The organism is Actinoplanes sp. GCM10030250 (assembly GCF_042666575.1).
Classification (GTDB): domain Bacteria; phylum Actinomycetota; class Actinomycetes; order Mycobacteriales; family Micromonosporaceae; genus Actinoplanes.
This window is the reverse complement of the sequence record NZ_JBHTDO010000025.1, coordinates 134,646-152,541: the sequence shown is the minus strand read 5'-3', so window position 1 is coordinate 152,541 and position 17,896 is coordinate 134,646. Positions and strand designations below refer to the sequence as shown.

At 70.4% G+C, this 17,896-nt stretch carries 20 protein-coding genes; 13 read left to right on the top strand and 7 right to left on the bottom strand.

What is annotated here, in order from left to right; genetic code table 11:
- Positions 1-42 precede the first annotated feature (42 nt).
- The 4 genes from ACFQV6_RS28625 (at position 43) to ACFQV6_RS28610 (ending at position 4,445) form a co-directional block, all read left to right on the top strand.
- Positions 43-699: a response regulator transcription factor gene (locus ACFQV6_RS28625; RefSeq protein ID WP_378030702.1), complete on the top strand. Its 657-nt coding sequence runs from the start codon at positions 43-45 to the stop codon at positions 697-699.
- The gene (locus tag ACFQV6_RS28620) at positions 696-1,820 is read left to right on the top strand and encodes a sensor histidine kinase (RefSeq protein ID WP_378030701.1); all 1,125 of its coding nucleotides are present in this window, start codon (positions 696-698) and stop codon (positions 1,818-1,820) included. The genes ACFQV6_RS28625 and ACFQV6_RS28620 overlap by 4 nt, the downstream gene beginning before the upstream one ends.
- Before the next feature lie 32 nt (positions 1,821-1,852).
- Positions 1,853-3,097: a hypothetical protein gene (locus ACFQV6_RS28615; RefSeq protein ID WP_378030700.1), complete on the top strand. Its 1,245-nt coding sequence runs from the start codon at positions 1,853-1,855 to the stop codon at positions 3,095-3,097.
- A gap of 130 nt (positions 3,098-3,227) precedes the next feature.
- Complete coding sequence (locus ACFQV6_RS28610; protein ID WP_378030699.1) at positions 3,228-4,445, top strand: glycosyltransferase 87 family protein; 1,218 nt, start codon at positions 3,228-3,230, stop codon at positions 4,443-4,445.
- Here ACFQV6_RS28610 and ACFQV6_RS28605 read toward each other — a convergent pair.
- A complete protein-coding gene (locus ACFQV6_RS28605; protein WP_378030698.1) occupies positions 4,404-5,270 on the bottom strand; it encodes a DMT family transporter in 867 nt (288 codons plus the stop codon). The genes ACFQV6_RS28610 and ACFQV6_RS28605 overlap by 42 nt on opposite strands.
- 299 nt (positions 5,271-5,569) lie before the next feature.
- On the opposite strand from ACFQV6_RS28605, the gene ACFQV6_RS28600 reads away from it, so the two are divergent.
- Entirely contained in the window at positions 5,570-6,523 is a 954-nt protein-coding gene (locus ACFQV6_RS28600; protein WP_378030697.1) for an aminoglycoside phosphotransferase family protein, read from the top strand.
- A 307-nt stretch (positions 6,524-6,830) separates the two neighbouring features.
- On the top strand, positions 6,831-8,057 hold the full coding sequence (gene serA, locus ACFQV6_RS28595) for a phosphoglycerate dehydrogenase (RefSeq protein WP_378030696.1): 1,227 nt from the start codon (positions 6,831-6,833) through the stop codon (positions 8,055-8,057).
- A 79-nt stretch (positions 8,058-8,136) separates the two neighbouring features.
- Here the strand turns inward: serA and ACFQV6_RS28590 are convergent, their stop codons facing one another.
- Positions 8,137-9,093, bottom strand: a complete 957-nt coding sequence (locus ACFQV6_RS28590; protein WP_378030695.1) for a hypothetical protein — start codon at positions 9,091-9,093, stop codon at positions 8,137-8,139.
- 870 nt (positions 9,094-9,963) lie between these two features.
- Positions 9,964-10,620, bottom strand: a complete 657-nt coding sequence (locus ACFQV6_RS28585) for a response regulator (RefSeq protein ID WP_378030694.1) — start codon at positions 10,618-10,620, stop codon at positions 9,964-9,966.
- A 224-nt stretch (positions 10,621-10,844) separates the two neighbouring features.
- Between ACFQV6_RS28585 and ACFQV6_RS28580 the strand changes: the two genes are divergently transcribed.
- The 5 genes from ACFQV6_RS28580 (at position 10,845) to ACFQV6_RS28560 (ending at position 14,668) form a co-directional block, all read left to right on the top strand.
- Positions 10,845-11,336 carry a hypothetical protein gene (locus tag ACFQV6_RS28580; RefSeq protein WP_378030693.1) on the top strand — a complete coding sequence of 164 codons (492 nt, stop codon included), beginning with the start codon at positions 10,845-10,847 and terminating at the stop codon, positions 11,334-11,336.
- Positions 11,337-11,440: 104 nt separating this feature from the next.
- Positions 11,441-12,037 (top strand): class I SAM-dependent methyltransferase, encoded by a 597-nt coding sequence (locus ACFQV6_RS28575; RefSeq protein ID WP_378030692.1) that lies wholly within the window; start codon positions 11,441-11,443, stop codon positions 12,035-12,037.
- Positions 12,038-12,108: 71 nt separating this feature from the next.
- Positions 12,109-12,582 carry a MarR family winged helix-turn-helix transcriptional regulator gene (locus ACFQV6_RS28570; RefSeq protein ID WP_378030691.1) on the top strand — a complete coding sequence of 158 codons (474 nt, stop codon included), beginning with the start codon at positions 12,109-12,111 and terminating at the stop codon, positions 12,580-12,582.
- On the top strand, positions 12,579-14,270 hold the full coding sequence (locus tag ACFQV6_RS28565; RefSeq protein WP_378030690.1) for an MDR family MFS transporter: 1,692 nt from the start codon (positions 12,579-12,581) through the stop codon (positions 14,268-14,270). Before ACFQV6_RS28570 ends, ACFQV6_RS28565 begins: the two co-directional genes overlap by 4 nt.
- An 86-nt stretch (positions 14,271-14,356) precedes the next feature.
- The gene (locus ACFQV6_RS28560) at positions 14,357-14,668 is read left to right on the top strand and encodes an antibiotic biosynthesis monooxygenase family protein (RefSeq protein WP_378030689.1); all 312 of its coding nucleotides are present in this window, start codon (positions 14,357-14,359) and stop codon (positions 14,666-14,668) included.
- Positions 14,669-14,868: 200 nt separating this feature from the next.
- On the opposite strand, the gene ACFQV6_RS28555 is transcribed toward ACFQV6_RS28560, so the two are convergent.
- Both ACFQV6_RS28555 and ACFQV6_RS28550 read right to left on the bottom strand, forming a co-directional pair.
- Positions 14,869-15,702 (bottom strand): GAF and ANTAR domain-containing protein, encoded by an 834-nt coding sequence (locus tag ACFQV6_RS28555; protein WP_378030688.1) that lies wholly within the window; start codon positions 15,700-15,702, stop codon positions 14,869-14,871.
- Between the two features lie 49 nt (positions 15,703-15,751).
- Positions 15,752-15,955 carry a hypothetical protein gene (locus tag ACFQV6_RS28550; protein WP_378030687.1) on the bottom strand — a complete coding sequence of 68 codons (204 nt, stop codon included), beginning with the start codon at positions 15,953-15,955 and terminating at the stop codon, positions 15,752-15,754.
- Between the two features lie 364 nt (positions 15,956-16,319).
- Here ACFQV6_RS28550 and ACFQV6_RS28545 point away from each other — a divergent pair, with 364 nt between their 5' ends.
- Entirely contained in the window at positions 16,320-16,517 is a 198-nt protein-coding gene (locus ACFQV6_RS28545) for a hypothetical protein (RefSeq protein WP_378030686.1), read from the top strand.
- Here ACFQV6_RS28545 and ACFQV6_RS28540 read toward each other — a convergent pair.
- On the bottom strand, positions 16,514-17,032 hold the full coding sequence (locus ACFQV6_RS28540; RefSeq protein WP_378030685.1) for a DUF1360 domain-containing protein: 519 nt from the start codon (positions 17,030-17,032) through the stop codon (positions 16,514-16,516). The genes ACFQV6_RS28545 and ACFQV6_RS28540 overlap by 4 nt on opposite strands.
- Before the next feature lie 9 nt (positions 17,033-17,041).
- Positions 17,042-17,293, bottom strand: a complete 252-nt coding sequence (locus ACFQV6_RS28535) for a DUF6158 family protein (protein WP_378030684.1) — start codon at positions 17,291-17,293, stop codon at positions 17,042-17,044.
- Between the two features lie 132 nt (positions 17,294-17,425).
- Between ACFQV6_RS28535 and ACFQV6_RS28530 the strand changes: the two genes are divergently transcribed.
- Positions 17,426-17,863, top strand: a complete 438-nt coding sequence (locus tag ACFQV6_RS28530) for a hypothetical protein (RefSeq protein WP_378030683.1) — start codon at positions 17,426-17,428, stop codon at positions 17,861-17,863.
- Positions 17,864-17,896: the final 33 nt, after the last annotated feature.

Below are 17,896 nucleotides of genomic sequence, written 5' to 3'. Positions count from 1 at the left end.
GATGACGGCGAATTGACAGGGTGGCGGGCCAGGATGGTAGGCATGCGGATCCTGGTGGTGGAGGACGAGCCGCTGCTCGCCGACGCGGTGGCGCAGGGGTTGCGGCACGAGGCGCACGCGGTGGACGTCGTCTACGACGGCGGATCCGCGCTGGAGCGCATCGACATCAACGACTACGACGTCGTGGTCCTAGACCGCGACGTGCCGGTGGTGCACGGCGACAAGGTGTGCCAGGTGCTCGCCGAGCGCAAGGCCGCCATCCGGGTGCTGATGCTGACCGCGGCCGCCGGGATCGACGACCGGGTTGCCGGGCTCGCCCTCGGCGCCGACGACTACCTGCCCAAGCCGTTCGCCTTCCGGGAGCTGTCCGCACGGGTGGCGGCGCTGGGGCGCAGGGCACGACCGGCCGCGCCGCCGGTGCTGCGGCGGGCCGGGATCAGCCTCGACCCGTACCGGCGGGAGGTGCACCGCGACGGGAGATATGTGCCGCTGTCCCGCAAGGAGTTCGCGGTGCTCGCCGAGCTGCTGCGCGCCGACGGCACCGCGGTGTCCGCGGAGACGCTGCTGGAGAAGGCGTGGGACGAGAACGCCGACCCGTTCACCCACGCGGTCCGGATGACGATCCTCAAACTGCGCCGCAAGCTGGGTGACCCGCCCGTGGTGCTGACCGAGCCGGGAGTGGGGTACCGGATCCGATGAGACTCACCGTGCGCGGACGGCTCACCCTCGTCTACGGCGGCCTGTTCGTGATCGCCGGCCTGGTGCTGCTCGGCGCGACCTACCTGCTGGTCGGCCGCGCCGGACCGGGGACGATGCGCGCGATCGTCACCGACAACACCCTCGCGCCCCCGCCGCGCGGAACGGCGGGCGAGGCGGACGTCAAGCAGATCATCGCGGGCACCCAGGCGGACACCCTCAACTCCATGCTCACCCAGGGCGTGATCGCGCTGGCCGTGATCAGTGCGGCGGCGATCGCGCTGGGCTGGCTGATCGCCGGCCGGCTGCTGCAACCGCTGCACCAGATCACCGCTACCGCGCGGCGGATCGCGGAGTCGCCCGCCGCCGACCGGGGGCTGCACGAGCGGATCGCCCTGAACGGGCCGGCGGACGAGATCAAGCAGCTCGCCGACACGTTCGACCTGATGCTGGCCCGCCTCGACCACTCGTTCGACGGGCAGCGCCGGTTCATCGCGAGCGCCTCGCACGAGCTGCGGACGCCGCTCACGCTGAACCGGACCCTGCTGGAGGTCGCGCTGACCCCGGAGACGGCGTCGCCCGAGGTGCGGCAGCTCGGCACCACGCTGCTCGCCATCAACGACCGGCACGGCCGGCTGATCGACGGGTTGCTGCTGCTGGCCCGCTCGGATCGGGAGGTGACGGTGCGGTCGTACGTGGATCTGGCCGACATCGTCGATCACGTGGCCGTTTCGGACACGGTGAAGGTGTTGTCGGAGCCCGGGGAGGCGGCTGTTCTCGGCGACCCGGTGCTGCTGGAGCGACTTGTCCAGAATCTGGTGGAGAACGGCGTACGGCACAACGTCGCGGCGAACGGCTGGGTGAGCGTGGCGACCCGTACCCGCCCGGACGGCTGGGTCGAGCTCCAGGTCGCCAACTCCGGCCCGGTCGTCCCCCGCTACGAGGTGCCCGGCCTGTTCGAGCCGTTCCACAGGTACGGCACCGAACGACTCCACTCCCCCGGCGCCGGCCTGGGGCTCTCCATCGTGCGCGCGGTGGCCCGGGCCCACGGCGGCGAGGTCCGCGCCCACGCCCGCGACGAGGGCGGCCTGATCGTTACCGTGATGCTGCCGCGCGCGCCCTGACGAACCTTGCCGGGGCTATGTAGAGTTGCGATATGGCTGGTCCGAGGTTCGCCGAGCGTCTCGCTGACGCGCTGCTCAGCATCGCTGCGCGCCGCTGGCCGGCCGACTTCCGCGACGCCCTGCGCGCCGAATGGGCCGCCGAGTCGGCGAGCCTGCGCGGCAACCCCCGGCGCATGCTCACCTTCGCCGGCAGCCTCGCCGCCGCCTCCCCACCCGGTGCCGACTGGGCGGCACGCGCTGCGGCCGCCACCGGGGCCGCGCTGATCGTTCTGGTCTCGGCGGGCCTCTTCAACGGCGTCCGACTCGCCCTGCACCACGCCGAGACAGCGCTGCCGTGGTCCGGCGAGGCGGTCCTGATGTGCACCCTGTTGGGCGCGTCGGTGCTGGTCATGGCACTGGCGGGCGCACGCTGGGCGGTCCGCCGCCCGGTCCGTGCGACCTTACTCACCGGGCTTTCGGCGTACGCCTTCGTGCTCGCCGGCAACGAGAAGGCGGTGATGCCGTTCATGGGCTGGCGGGACATCACTCCCGCGGTGGTGACCTGGACGGCAGCCATGGCACTGACCGGCTGGGGAGCCTCCCGCCTGCGTGCCACCGGACACCATCGGACGGCCGCGGTCACCGCGGTCGGCGGCGGCCTGCTCGCGGTCGAGGCGGCCGCGGTGGCGGGGTGCCTGCACGCGGCGTTCGTGCTGGGGGTCCCGCTGGGGTCGGCGCCGGCCTGGTTTCCGCTGGCCATGCTGCCCGGCGGGACAGGCGGGTTCGGCACCTACTTCCCCGCGGGATCAGCCGCCGCCGGCAGCCTGCCGTTCCACGCGTCCGACATCCTGCTGGCCGGCGCCGCCACCCTCACCGGTCCGCTGCTGCTCTGCACCGCTTTCCTGACCGCAGCCATGCTCCGCACCTCCGCGCCGGGTCCCTTCCGCGCACTCTCCCGCGTGCGCTCCCACGCTCTGTCCCTCGCGCGCTCCCACGCTCTCCCCATTGCGCGCTCCCGCGCACTCCCCTTCGCGCGCTTCCGCCTGTTGACATGGAAGCGAATCGATCCCCAGATCGTGGCCGGCGGCGCGACAGCAGCGGTCGTGCTGACGCTGGCGGGCTGGCTTCCCCGCTCCACCACGGCCGTCGAACTGGTCCTGCCACGCGTGGTCGACAACTCGACGGTCTTCGGTTTCGGCTTCCTGGCATACCCGGCAGGCCGCGCCGCCCTGGCCTTCGCCGCCGCCCTGCTCGTGGTCCACCACTTCGCTGCCAAAGACCCGCATCTAGTTCGCTGACCGCTCCCCAAGGCGGCGAACAATCCCCCATGCCACCCTATGTAGGGAACCGACAATGACCCCTCACCCGCTGTTTCTGCGGCCACGCGCTGCACTTGTTCTCCTCTGGGCCCCCGCCATCCTCGTCGCGGTGGTAGCCGGAATCGTCGCCCTCAGCCGCCCGGAACACCTGCGCCTGACCGACCTGCAGGTCTACACCGGCGCCATCGACAGCCTCCGCAACGGCGCCGGCCTCTACGACTTCGCCCGCAACGGCAACGCGCCCTTCACCTACCCACCGTTCGCCGCCCTGCTCATGCTCCCGCTCGCCTGGCTACCGACATGGCTCCTGCACGTAGCGTGGACAGCCGGCACCGCACTGTCCGCAATCGGCCTGGCCCTGCTGTTCAACCGGCGGGCCGCACCTCTGATCGCCCTGGCCCTGATGCTCTCCGCACCGGTCTCCTCGAACTTCAAGTACGGCCAGGTCAGCATCCTGCTCGCACTCCTCGTGGCGACAGACGTGCTGGCCCTGCGACACAGCCGCCACCAGGGCGTCCTCATCGGCATCGCCGCCGCCGTCAAACTGACCCCACTGATCTTCATCCCGATGCTCTGGCTCACCGGACGCCGCCGCGCCGCGGGCATCGCCACCGCAACGTTCCTGGCCAGCGGCACCCTCGCCGCCTACCTACTACCCGCCGAGTCCTGGCGGTACTGGACCACCGAGGTCCAAGACGTCTCCAGGCTCGGCTTCATCACCTCGGCCGGCAACCAGTCCCTCAACGGCGCCTTGCTACGCCTCGACGCCCCCCACCGCGAACTGCTCGCCACCCTGCTGGCCGGAACCATCGCCGCCATCGCCCTCTGGTCCACCACCAAACTCCGCAACCCACAGGCCCACACCGCGCGAACCCGACACCCGCAGATGTGGCTCCCAAAGAGCCGCGACCCGCAAACGTGGCCCCCGAAAATCCGCGACCCGCATATGTGGCTCCCGGAGATTCGCGACCCGCACACCGCACTCGTGATCACCGGCGCCGCGAGCGTGGTGCTCTCACCCGTCTCCTGGACCCACCATCAGGTCTGGCTGGTCTTCGCCGCCTTCCTGCCGCTCGCCCCCTCCCTCCGAATCGCCACCCTGACGATCATGCTGCTGCCGATGACCGCAATTGATTGGTGGCCCTTCCAGGAGTCACGGCTGCTGCTAGCCATCACCCTCGCCCTACTGCTCCACACACTCCTCACCCGCCGACCTCACCCCTCGGCCCCACACTCCTCACCCGCCGACCTCACCCCTCGGCCCCACACTCCTCACTCGCCGACCTCACTCCGCCTCGGCACGCTCCAGCGGAGACGCACCTCCTGACTCGCCCCGCGACCCGGATCCCGCAGTCCGCCGCGCCAGCCCCACGACGCCCCAGCCCATGACCACCGCGGCCACCCCCGCCGCGGCCAGGCCCACCGGCCCGAACCGCACGCCCTCGTCGAACAGCACCACCCCGGCGAACGCGGCGACCAGCGGGTTCGTCACGCTGACCGTGGCCAGCGGAGCCGCCAGACCGGCTCCTCGGTAGGCCAGTTGGCCGAGCAGATAACCAGCCACCGCGAACGCCACGACCAGCATCGCCGCCGTCACCGACACCGCACCGGCCCCGCCCGTGGTGAACGACGCGAGCACCGCCTTGGCCATCACCGAACCGATCCCGTGAGCGGTGCCCGCCGCACCGGCGAGCAGCATCGCCCTCGCCGTCGGACCAGCCCGCCAGGCAGCCCCGGAACAGGCGACGACCACACCGGCGGTGACCCACGCCAAGGTCCGCACCGTCGACTCGGCGAGCACCGCGGAATCCTCCGACTCCACCGAGAGCGACAGGATCACGATCAGCCCGCCCACGGTCAGGCCGGCATGGAGCCAGGCCGTCCGGCTGATCGGGGTGTGATAGCGGATCACCTCGATCGGCAGTGCCACCAGCAGCGTCAACGTGCCCAGCGCCTGCACCACCGCGACCGTGCCGAAGTTCAGCGCGAGGACGTGCAGCACCACACCGGCTCCGGTGAGCAGCAGCGCGACCGCCCAGCGGGACAAACCCCGGTGATCGTGCTCGGCGAGACGCTCCTGAGCGACGGCCGCCGTGGCATAGGCGCCGACCGAGAGCAGGGAGAGACAGACAGCCCACCCCAGCGACCCCATCGCCCCACCTCGCCGCCCGCCGGCTCACCGCACCGCGGACACCCGCGGCGGATCACCCGGCCGTATGAAAAAGCTTCCTCGAAATTACCGACCAGCGAGCCGGTCACTACCCCAAAACGGCACGCTCCACCCACACCGCCCGCCTAGCCGGCAGGCGGACCCGCCCGAGCTCCCGGCCGACCGCTCTCCAGAAAGGACATGCCCACATCCTCCCGCCTCGGTACGACACTTTCCGCCCCGTCCACAGACGCCGGGAATTCCGTTTCCCGAGGGCGGCACACCCTGCCACCATCTCCCGCATGGTCACAGCAAGCGGCACCCGGATCAGGTGGGACGACCTGCCCGTCCACGTCCGGCACCGGGTCGAGGAGATCATCGGCGGCGGGCCGGTGGTCGAGGCGCAGTCCCAGGCCGGCGGTTTCTCTCCCGGCACCGCTGACCGGGTTCGCACATCGTCGGGGCGGCGCGCCTTCGTCAAGGCCGTGACACCCGCCATCAACATCGAGTCGGCGGCCATGGCCCGCCAGGAGCTGCGCATCACCGCGAGTCTCCCGCCCGAGGCCCCGGTTCCCCGCGTGCTGAGTGGCTTCGACGACGGCGACTGGGTGGTGCTGGTCCTGGAGGATGTGGAGGGCGTGCATCCGCGTACCCCCTGGGTGCAGGAAGAGATCGACGCCGCCGCCACCACGCTCCGCGACCTCGCCCGCGCACTCACGCCGGCGCCCCTGCCGGGCCTGCCCGCCGCAACCGACCTCCTGGCCGCCGACTTCGCCGCCTGGGAGCTTCTCGCGGCTGCGCCGCCGACCGATTTTGATCCCTGGGCGCGGCAACATCTGGGCGCGCTGCACGCGTCGGCGCAGCGCGGCCTCACCGCGCTGGCCGGCGGCGAGACGCTCGCGCACGCCGACATTCGGGCAGACAACATTCTGGTACGACCGGACGGCCGCATGATCATCGTCGACTGGCCGTGGGGCTGCCTCGCACCCGCCTGGCTGGACTCGGTGCTCCTGGCGATCAATGTGATCGTCCACGGCGGCGACCCGGGCCCGCTCCTCGACGGCGTCGACCACGACGACGCGGTGGGTGTGATCTCCGGCTACACCGCCTTCTTCCAGCACAGGTCGCGTCAGCCGCCACCGCCCGGGCTGCCCACCGTGCGCGCGTTCCAGCGCTTCCAGGGCGACGCCCTGCTGCCCTGGCTGCGGTCCGCCCTGACCGCCGCAACAACACCGGAGCCGAGCCCCAACGAATGACGCCGCAATCACCGAGCCCGGCTGCCACAAACAACGCCGTTATCACCAAGCCGGCCGCCACGAACAGCGCCGCAATCACCAAGCAAGGCCGCCATCGAACAGCGCCGTAATCACCGAGCCGGCCGCAACCAGCGGCTGAGGCCGAAACCCGCCTGAACCACACCCGCTGCCCACCCGTAACAGTTACCGGGTTTGACCGGCAGATGGGACCTCCAGCACACCGCACCGGGCCCCGCCAGCCGGGGGACTAGGCTTGACGCCCTGTGAACTGGGCTTCGGCGTGGCGGCCCGGGCGGCCAACCGAAACATGGAACGGAAGATGATGAGCGACCAGGCCAAGGTGCGAGTCCTGCTTCTCGAGAGCATCCACCCCGACGCGGTTTCCCGCCTCGAGGAGGACGGCTTCCACGTCGAGTCCGTGAAGAACGCTCTCGACGAGGCCGAGTTGATCGAGCGCATCTCCGGGGTGCAGCTGCTCGGGATCCGCTCCAAGACGCAGGTGACCGCGAAGGTGCTGGAGGCCGCCGACAAGCTGGTCGCCATCGGGGCGTTCTGCATCGGCACCGACCAGATCAACCTGCCGGCCGCGTCCGCCGGTGGTGTCGCCGTCTTCAACGCGCCGTTCTCCAACACCCGCTCGGTCGTCGAGCTGGCCATCGCCGAGATCATCTCGCTGACGCGCCGGCTGACCGAGAAGAACACGCTGATGCACAGCGGCGTCTGGGACAAGTCGGCCGACGGCGCGCACGAGATCCGCGGTCGCCGCCTCGGCATCGTGGGCTACGGCAACATCGGCACCCAGCTGTCCGTGCTCGCCGAGAACCTCGGCATGTCGGTCTCGTTCTACGACACCGCCGACAAGCTGGCCCTGAGCAACGCCCACCGCTGCGCCAGCCTGGACGAGCTGCTGGAGACCAGCGACGTCGTCACCCTGCACGTGGACGGCCGTCCCGGCAACGCCGGCTTCTTCGGCGCCGAGCAGTTCGCCAAGATGCGTCCCGGCAGCCTCTTCCTCAACCTGTCCCGCGGCATCGTCGTCGATCACCTGGCCCTGCGTGACGCCCTGAAGAGCGGGCGTCTGGCCGGTGCCGCCGTCGACGTCTTCCCCAAGGAGCCGAAGGGCCGCGGCGACGAGTTCCTCTCCGAGCTGCGCGGCCTGCCGAACGTCATCCTCACCCCGCACATCGGCGGTTCGACCGAGGAGGCGCAGTCGGACATCGGCGGCTTCGTGGCGAACAAGCTTGCCAAGTTCGTCTCCGAGGGCAACACCACGCTCAGCGTGAACCTGCCCGGCGTCACGCTGCCCGAGCTGCCCGGCATGCACCGCATCGTGCACATGCACAAGAACACCCCGGGCGTGCTCGCCGACGTCAACCGGATCCTCGCCGAGCACGGTGTCAACGTCGAGGGCCAGATGCTCAGCACCCGCGGTGAGTACGGCTACCTGATCACCGACATCGCCCGCGGCTACCCCGACGTGGTCCTCGACCAGCTCCGCTCGATGGAGCAGACCGTCCGCCTGCGCGTCCTCTGATTGACCGTTTCTGATCGGTGCGGCCTGTTCTTGAACGGGCCGCACCGATCAGATACGCAAAGATCAGGGCCACACCCGATCAGGGCCGCCGCTCCTCGACCTTCAGCACCGCAATCGCGGACACAGCGTCCACGTCGTACCGGTTCGTCTTCTGCCAGTCCTTGGGCGTCAGCGTGGAACCCGCGGGCAGATCGCGCAGTGTCCGCGCCCCGGCCGTCACCGTTCCCGCGCCACCGCCGACCCGCACCCGTACCGGGTTCTCGGCAGGCGCCCGCAGCACCAGCTCCTCGATCCCCCCGGTGATCTTCATGGGCACCGTTCCGACCGCGTCGGCCAGCGTCATCTCCGCCCGCCGCGTGCCGCCGACCAGCTCGATCCCGCTGATCCGGCCGTCGCTCAGGTCGACGATCCGCTCGGCGGCGTACCCGGAGAAGCGCAACGTCCAGCGCACCTTCGCGGCGAGCACCACCTCGACCTCCCCGCCGGTCCCGGCCTCCTCGCGGGCCAGGTCCAGCAGCAGCCGGTCGTCGCGCAGAGCGGTGTTGGGCTGAATCCCCGCACCCTCGGGTGCACTGATCCGGTAGAGGTCGGTGCCGAGGTCAGCGATGCTGAGCTTGACCCGGTCGGTCGCGGCAAGCAGTTCAAAGGTCGCAACGGTACGACCGTCGAGCGGCCCGGTCGCCGTCCGCTGATCCTCGCGACCGCCGTTGCCGAGCTGGAGCATCTCGCCGATCTCGGTGTCCGGGCCGGAGTAGTAGACCACCCCGGTGAGGGCGATCGCGGCGAGCGCCACAGCGCCCAGAAGCGTCATGCCGAAGGTCACGAACCGGGACTGTCCACGCCGGGCCGGCGGCGCCGAGGTGGGGCTGTCGCTCCACACCGACGGCTCGTTGAGGCCGGTGTCGCGGCTACCCCGGGCCTCACTGGACCAACCCGCCGGAACACCGTCACCGGCAGACGACCAGGAGGGCGACGACGAACTCCAGCCGTCCACACCGATCGCACGCGGCGAGGCGGGCTCGAACGGCACAGGCATCCACGCCTCACCCCCCGAAACGGCCGAAGCAGCCGAAGCAGCCGAAGCGGTCGAAGTAGCCGAAGCGGTCGAAGTAGCCGGCCCGCCCTGCCCACCCTGAGCGGCTTGTGAGCCACTCCAGACCTCACCCGAGTAAGCGGACGCGGACGCGGCAGGCACATCAGTCCAGGAATCCGCCCGGGCAGACTGAGCGGGCTGCGAAACCGCCTCAGATCCGGAAGCAGACCCGCCCGAAGAGAACGCCCCTTCGTCAGAAATGTCGGAACTCTCAGATCCAGACACATTGGTACGCACGATCGGCAAACTCCCCGAGTCCGACCCCGCACGCTTCGGCAGACCCGCCGGCCGCGCACCCCCGATCGGCCCATCACTGAAGCCGAACGATGTCCGCCCAGGCCCAGCCGGAGAAGCCGGCCCAAACTCAGGCGCCGCCGGAGCAGACGATGCCGAAGCTGACGCCGCCGAAGCAAAAAACGCAGGCACGGAAGACCCCGAAGAGCGAGATCCCGAGGACCGAGACCGCGAAGACCGAGACCCCGAAGACCGAGCCGCCGAAGCGGAAGACCCCGAAGCAGGACCAGCAGACGACGGCTCAGCGGGACCCGCCGGCGACCCCGGCGCTCCACCCCCGAACCAGTTCACGGGCTGATCCCCGCCCATCGTGTCCTCCAGCCCCGCGGCCCGTGGCCGGCGGCGGGGCAACGCAGCGCGATCAGCCGACGCCTCGTCCTTCGCCCCGGCCACCACCGGGTCGGACGACGCGCCGACAGCGGTACGGTCCACTCGATTCCTCCCTGCCCAACGCCCCTGAAGCCAAGCCCCCGGATGGAGTACGGATGGAATCGCTTCTCGGATGAGTGACCGGAAGGTTTACCGTTGGTCAGGACGAACCAGTCCGCGCCTGGTGGCGATCGCGACCGCCTCGAGTTGGCTGTGCGCACCCAGTTTCGCGAGGACTGCCTTCTGATATCCGCGGCACGTGTGCACGCTTATTCCGAGCCGGCGCGCCACCGCCCGAGCGTCCAGACCCGCCGCCATCAGCTGCAACACCTCGTCCTCACGAGCGGTGAGACCGCCGCCGCGGGGCACGCTGGCCGGTGAGGTGCTGCGCAGCAGCCGGGCCAGGATGTCGGTGGAGACCGTCATCCCGCCGCCGTGCGCGGTGCGCAGCGCGTTCAGGACGTCACCGAGCGCACCGTTCTTGGACAGGAACCCGGCCGCACCGGCAGCCGTGGCACGCCGAACCAGCGCCTGCTCCTCGCTGGCAGTGAGGATCACCACACGAATATCCGGCTGTCGTACGCGAATCAGCTCCGCGATGGCGATGCCGTCGGCATCGGACAGTTCCGGATCGAGCACGATGACGTCCGGTTCCAGCTCGTTCGTCAGCCGCAGTGCCTCCGCCCCGCTACGCGCATGCCCCACACATCGCAGGTCCGGTTGCCCGGCCAGCGCGTGTCCTAGCAGCTCGGCGAAAGTCTGGTGGCTGTCTACGACGAGCACTCGGATCGCCTCGTCGCTGTCCATACGTCACCTTCCTCTGTCGCCCGGCGGGCTCCGCGCAGTCTAAGGATTACCCGAAGCGGGTCCCGACCTACCAACAGGCTCGTGTTGTACCGCTGGGCCCGACCCCGCCGGTACGGCCGACGAACGGTTGCCGCCAAGCGGATGTGATCACCAGTCTTTCGGCCTATCGGCCCCCTCGCATTGGGGCTTGCTGGTACAGACCTCCCAGAGGACAGTTTTCGATCATGTTCGACATCCAGCTCTTCGGTCGCCTCGAGGTCCGCACCCGGGGTATCAGCCTCTCCGGTGACGACTTCGGTGGCCGGCGCCCGCGTCATCTTCTCGCGCTGCTCGCGTTGCGCGGCGAGCGGTCGCTTGTGGAGCTGGCTGAGCTGCTCGATGTCCCGCCGGGGACGGTCAAGGACGACCTGCGGCTGCTTCGTGATCACCTGGAGCCGGGCGTCCGCAGCCGCGACTCGGTCATCGCCACCCACCGGGGCCACCTTCACCTCGTCCCGGAGCGGGTCCGCGTCGACGCCGCCACCTTCGACGCCCTGATCGCCGCCGCCGCGGGCCGCCCGGCCGAGCGCGCCGCCCGCCCACTGGCCGCGGCGGCCTTCCTCGCCTCTCGCCCCCTGCTCGAGGGCGAGGACGCCCCGTGGGCAGCCGAGGCCCGCGGCGAGTACCGGGCGAAGCTCCTGGTCGCCCTCCCCGCATCAGCCACCCAGCCGATCTGAGACCAAAGCCCGATCGAGGCCCAGCCCGATCTGAGGCCGAAGCCGATCGAGGCCCAGCCCGATCTGAGGCTCAGGGGCCTGAGACCCCGAGGGACAATCCGCGGGTGCAACCAGCGACCTCCCTCCTCCCGGTCCCCTTGGCTCCCGAACTCTCCCTGCACCTGGCCAACGGTTCCGCGGGACTCTTCGACCTGACCGGCGGCGAGTTCCACAGCGACCGGCCCCCGCCGTTCTGGGCCTTCGTCTGGGCCGGCGGCCAGGCCCTCGCCCGCTACCTCCTGGACAACCCGCACGAGGTGGCCGGCCGCCGCGTGCTGGACGTGGCCACCGGCTCCGGCATTGCCGCGATCGCCGCGGCACGGTGTGGCGCTACCGCCGTCGAGGCCTCCGACATCGACCCGGCCGCGGTGACAGCCGCCCACCGCAACGCCGCCGCCAACGGCCTCACCCTGCACGACCACGTCGAAAGCCCCGAGGTCGTCCTCGCCGGCGACGTCTTCTACAGCCCGGCGAGCGCGCCGCAGATGACCGCCCTGATGCGCGCGGCCCGCCGGAAAGGCGCTTCCGTGCTGGTTGGCGACCCGGGCCGGGGGTATTTCCCGCATCGCCTCTTCGAGCTCGTGACCGAGTACGACGTACCCGTACCCGCATCGCTCGAGGAGACCGAGAGCCTCCGCACGGGCGTATGGCGGATGAGGTGAACCCGCATGCGTTCACCAAGCAACAAGTTGTAGGGTGCAACCATCTAAAAGACAACCGAGGACGGCGACACGTGCCAGAGCAGGACCCCACCCGTCTCGCCGACGAGATCGTGCGGTTCATCAGGATGAGCACCCGCTTCCGGGGCATGCTCAAGGCGGGCGACCTCGGTGCCGAGTCCTCCGCGCTGATGCTGCTGCTCCCGCTGCGGGCGATGGGTCCGATGCGGGTCACCGACCTCGCTGAGATCAAGCAGGCGGACCCGTCGACGATCAGCCGGCAGGTGGCACAGTTGGTGAAAGCCGGCCTGGCCCGTCGTGAGGCCGACCCGGAGGACGGGCGGGCCTCCCGGCTGGCGGTCACCGAGGCCGGGGAGATCGCCTGCGAGCGGCTCCGCGCGGCTCGGGTGGCGCTGCTCGGTGAGGCGCTCGCCGACTGGCCCGCCGAGCGGATCGCGTCCTTCTCCGACCTGTTCGAGCAGTTCAACAGTTCGATCGAGGCGCTGCTGCGCACCGATCCCACCGCACCCCCACGGGAGATTCCGTGAGTAATCCCAGCCCACCGGCCGAACACCCGGTGGAATTCACCCACCGCCAGATCCTGACGATCCTCGGCGGCCTGATGATGGGCATGTTCCTGGCTGCCCTCGATCAGACGATCATGGCGACTGCCACCCGCACGATCGCCGACGACCTGCAGGGCTTCGACATGCAGGCCTGGGCGACCACGGCGTTCCTGATCACCTCGACGATCTCCACCCCGCTGTACGGCAAGCTCTCCGACATCTACGGCCGGCGCCCGTTCTTCCTCTTCGCCATCGGCATCTTCATCGTCGGTTCGTTCCTCTGCGGCCTCTCCGAGAACATGTGGCAGCTCGCCGCGTTCCGGGCCGTGCAGGGCATCGGCGCCGGCGGTCTGATGTCGCTGGCCCTCGCGATCATCGGTGACATCGTCCCGCCCCGCGAGCGCGCCAAGTACCAGGGCTTCTTCCTGGCCGTCTTCGGCACCGCGAGCGTGCTCGGCCCGATCATGGGCGGCTTCTTCGCCGGTGCCGACAAGATCCTCGGGGTGGACGGCTGGCGCTGGGTCTTCTACCTGAACGTGCCGATCGGCCTCGCCGCGATGGCCGTGGTCGCCAAGGTGCTGCACCTGCCGCACCACCGGGTCGACCACCGCATCGACTGGCCCGGCGCGCTCACCCTGATCGTGACCCTCGTGCCGCTGCTCACCGTCGCCGAGCAGGGCCGGGAGTGGGGCTGGGATTCCGGCAAGTCGATCGCCTGCTACGTGATCGGCGTGATCGGGCTGATCGGGTTCATCCTCGCCGAACGCGCCTACAAGAACGAGGCGCTGCTGCCGCTGCGGCTGTTCGGCAACCGTACGGTCGCCGTCGGCGCGGCCTCCAGCACGATCCTCGGCATGGCGATGTTCGGCGGCCTGATGACCGTCCCGCTCTACCTCCAGATCGTGAAGGGCTCCTCGGCCACCATGGCCGGCCTGCAGATGATCCCGTTCGTGGTCGGCATCATGTCCGGCTCGATCATCTCCGGCCAGCTGATCTCCCGCACCGGCCGCTACCGGATCTTCCCGATCGTCGGCAGCGTCCTGATGGTCGTCGCGCTCTTCCTCTTCTCGCTGGTCGGGGCAGACACCCCGCTCTGGCGGACCATGCTGGTCATGGTGATGATGGGCCTCGGCCTGGGCAGCAACATGCAGCCGATGATCACCGCAGTGCAGAACGCGGTGTCACCCCGCGAGATCGGCACGGCCACCGGCGCCGTCACGTTCTTCCGCTCGATGGGCGGCACGCTGGGCACCGCTGTCTTCCTCTCGGTGCTGTTCAACGTCCTGCCCGGCAACATCCGCGACGAGTTCACCACCGCTCAGCAGACACCGGAGTTCCAGGCGGCGTTGCAGGCCGATCCCGCCCAGCAGGAGCTCCTCAAGCAGGCCACCAGCGGTGACGCGCTGACCGACACGTCGTTCCTGGGCCGGCTCTCGGACGTCATCGCGCACCCGTTCAAGGTCGGTTTCTCGGAGAGCGTGCACGTCGTCTACCTGCTCGCCTTCGCCGTGATGCTGATCGGCCTGATCGTCGTCTTCTTCCTTCCGGAGCTTCCGCTGGCGCAGCGGTCGGCGCAGCAGGCGCGCGCCGAGGACGCCTTGCAGGCGCAGAAGAGCGCGGGAGTGCCGGGTCCGGGCGGCGGGCCGGTTCCGGCAGCCACTGACGGTTGAAAAAACCTTGGGGGTACGGGCTAAAGCACACTCCCGTACCCCCGCGTCCTTAACCCGCTCTCAGCCCCGCGCAGTAGCGTGACCGCATGGCTGTTGTGAAGATCAACGCGATCGAGGTTCCCGAAGGCGCCGGCCCTGAGCTGGAGAAGCGCTTCGCCGCCCGGCAGGGCGCCGTCGAGAACTCCCCCGGCTTTCTCGCTTTCGAACTGCTGCGCCCGGTCGCCGGCGAGAACCGCTACTTCGTCTACACCCGCTGGGAGTCCGAGGAAGCGTTCCAGGCCTGGTCCAACGGCAGCGCCAAGGAGGCACACGCCGGCGAACGCAGCCGCCCGGTAGCCGCCGGCGCCAGCCTCCTCGAATTCGAGGTAATCCAGCACGTCGACAAACCCACCACCTGACCCGGCCCACGAACCCACGCTCACGCCAGCTGGCCCCACCGGCTGGCCGTGAGGGGTCCCTCCCGGCCTCCAAACCCACGCTCACGCCCAGCTGGCCCCACCGGCTGGCCGTGAGGGGTCCCTCCCGGCCCCCAAACCCACGCTCACGCCCAGCTGGCCCCACCGGCTGGCCGTGAGCGTTGCTTTGATTCTGGAGGTGGTCAGCCGGCGTTGCGGGCGGCGGCCTTGATCAGCCGCTCGGCCACGGTGCGCCGGTCCAGCCCGAGACGCTGGGCGCTCTCCTGCAGGACCGCATAGGCCTCCTGCACACCGCACCCCCGCTGGGCGATGATCACGCCGACCGCCCGGTCCACCTCGGCGCCCTCGGCCAGCGCGTCGCGCCGGTGCAGCTCCCCGAGCAGCACCTCGGCCTGCCCCGCCACCGCCATGGCGGTGACAAGCAGCTCCGGGTCGGGTTCACCGGCTCGATCGAGGTGGAGGCTGATCGCGCCCACCGCGGTACGCCGTACGTCCAGCGGGATCGCGACCACCGCGGCGAGCCCGTCGGCCAGTGCCGCCGCGCTGAGGTGCGGCCAGCGCTCGTCGCCGGGCAGGTCACCCGAGGTCACCAGCGAACGGGTTCGTGCTGCTTCGAGTCCGGGTCCGGAGCTCTCGGCGTACTGAAGATGGTCGAAGGTCTTCCCCACCGAGCCGGCGGCCGCGCTGGTGAGCGGCCCGCCCTCACTGATGAGCGTGACCGAGCAGCGCACCACGCCCGGCAGTGCGGAGACGCCGAAGGCGGCGAGCCGGTCCAGAGCCTGGGTGAGCCGGTCCGCGGAGAGCAACCGGACGCTCAGCTCGTGCAGCAGTCCGGCGAGCTCGACCGCATGCGGGCCGGTCTGGTTGAAGAGGGTGGATCGCCTGGTCCGGCGCCCGTCGGGGCCCGGTGGCGTGCGGCGGCCGGCGTCCGGTTCGCTCGGGATGCCGGCAGGGGTGCGCCGGGTCAGCCGGGCGCCGCGATGCGCGGCCGGGACGCGACGGTGCGGGACGGACACGCGAGGGATCCTGCCACGTCGATCAAGCACGGTGGGATGCCCGGTGCCCCTAACGAGGGGCCTCGTCCGGATAAACGGTCTCGTCCGAACGACGTCGCTCGAGAAACGAGTCCGGTGCCGCTCCGGGATCGTCCTGACGCTCGTCGGAGTCGGCCAGGATGGCCTCCGCCTGGGCCCTCGGGTCGTCGCTGCCACCGGCTGTCTCCTCGGGGAGGAGGTCGGATGCGCGCCGCCCGGTCCGCTCGTCAGTCATGAATTGATCTCTACCCCTTGTCGCGTCGCGGAAACGCACCGGAGCGACCCACCGGGGCCGGAAACAACCGCTTCGGAAACAACCGGGCCGGAGCAACTGGGCCGGAAACAACCGCGCCGCTCCCCGACGGATCAGGGAGCGGCGCGAAAGTAGATGCCGGTGTGCAGGTCGCCTCGCGGCGAGTGGCTCAACACGGCTCCAGCCGAACTGGTATTCCGTGCAGGCTAAGGGTGAGGCCCGGGGACACTGGGCACACCGGCATCCGTACACAACTGTCGGCACCCCGGCGGGATTCCTGCAGGGATTGTGACCTGGATAACACGTGCGGTGTTTGCCGCGAGCCCGCCCGGGTAGCTCCGTCGGCGTGACCGATGACATCCGTGAACTGGACGCTTTCCTCGACTCCGCCTTCGACGCCCAGGAGCGCCTGACCAGCGGCGACCTGCAGCGCCGGGCCCTCGCGGCGGACCTGCCGGCCGGCGCCCTGACCCGCATCGACGCCCTGCCCGAAGGCGAGTACGCCCAGGACGAGGCCGCCGAGGCACTGCGGGCCGTCGGCTAACCCTCGGCCTTCTCCTTGGCGATGGAGTAGCCCATCTGCAGGAAGTCGGAGACGGCCGTCGCCGTGAGAACGGTGGCGGCCAGCCGGGTCAGCCGGGGAGCCAGCACCAGGCCGCCGGTCAGCCCGGTGGCCACCCAGACGGCGAGGCAGAACGGGCAGGTGATCAGCTCGCCGATGCCGTGCCGCACCGAGCTGCCCTCGTCACGCACCTCCTCGTTCAGCTCGGCCGCTCCGGCCGGCTCCGAGTAACGGGTGAACGGGGCACGCAGCGGGCTGGTCACCGCGTCCTTGGCGATCAGCCGGCTGAGCTTGTGGGTGGCGATCGACAGCAGCGCCACGTCGGCGGCGGAGGGACGCTCGGGCACCGGGCGGCCGGTCACCCGGGCAGCAGCCGCCAGGCTCGCCGCGAGGGCACCGAACGCGCCCATGGCGACGAGGTAGCCGGCGAGCGGCCGATGGTCGTGTGGGGCGTACGCCCGCGAGACGCGGGACACCCGGTCGCTCAGGGAGGTCATTCCACGCTCTCAGGAGGCCTGGGTGAGGCGACCGGGGTCGACCTCACGTCCGGGGTACCGGGCCATGTATTCGGTCTCCAGTTCCGCGGTCCGCTTGAAATGGTTTTCCAGGGCCGCGTCAGGCCCGTGCCGCAGCGTCTGCAGTCTTGTCCGGTAGAGGCTGCCGAGTTCGCGGAAGAGATCCTCGTCGGCCAGACCTGCCGGGTCGATGCCGGTGTCGAAGACCACCGCCGCGCCGTCGTCGAAACGCGCGTCCGTCATCATGCACCTCCGCTCTTTCAGCGTCGCTCGCCAGGACGGTTGCCCGACCGGGCGGCAGCCAAACCCGCGCGGCTCGCCAGCACGGTTGCCCGACCGGGCGGCAGCCAAACCCGCGCCGGTACGCTCGGGGACATGAAAGGGCTGTGGACCCCGGCATGGCTGGCCCGGCATGTCGCCGCGCTCGTGCTGACCGCCGCCTGCCTCGGACTGGGCTGGTGGCAGTTCAGCCGGGCCACCGACGGCAACTCGATCAGCTGGGGTTACATGTTCCAGTGGCCGGTCTTCGGCGGGTTCGTCGTCTTCATCTGGTTCCGTGAGGTCCAGCTCGCCCGCCGGCGCATCGCCGGCGAGCCCGAGACCCCCGCCGAGCCCGCGCCCGCATCCGCGTCGCGCTCCGCCGACGCCCCGGTCGCCCTCGGCCGGCCGGTGCGAGTGGCCGCGGCCCGCCCCGCCGACCGCCCGGAGTCCTCGGACGACCCGGAGCTCGAGGCCTACAACGACTATCTGTCCTGGCTGGCCGCTCACCCGGGAGCCCGGGCCGGCGACTATCCGGGCCGCATCCCCCAGTGAACCCAGTGCCAGTGAACCCCGTGAAGGAGACAT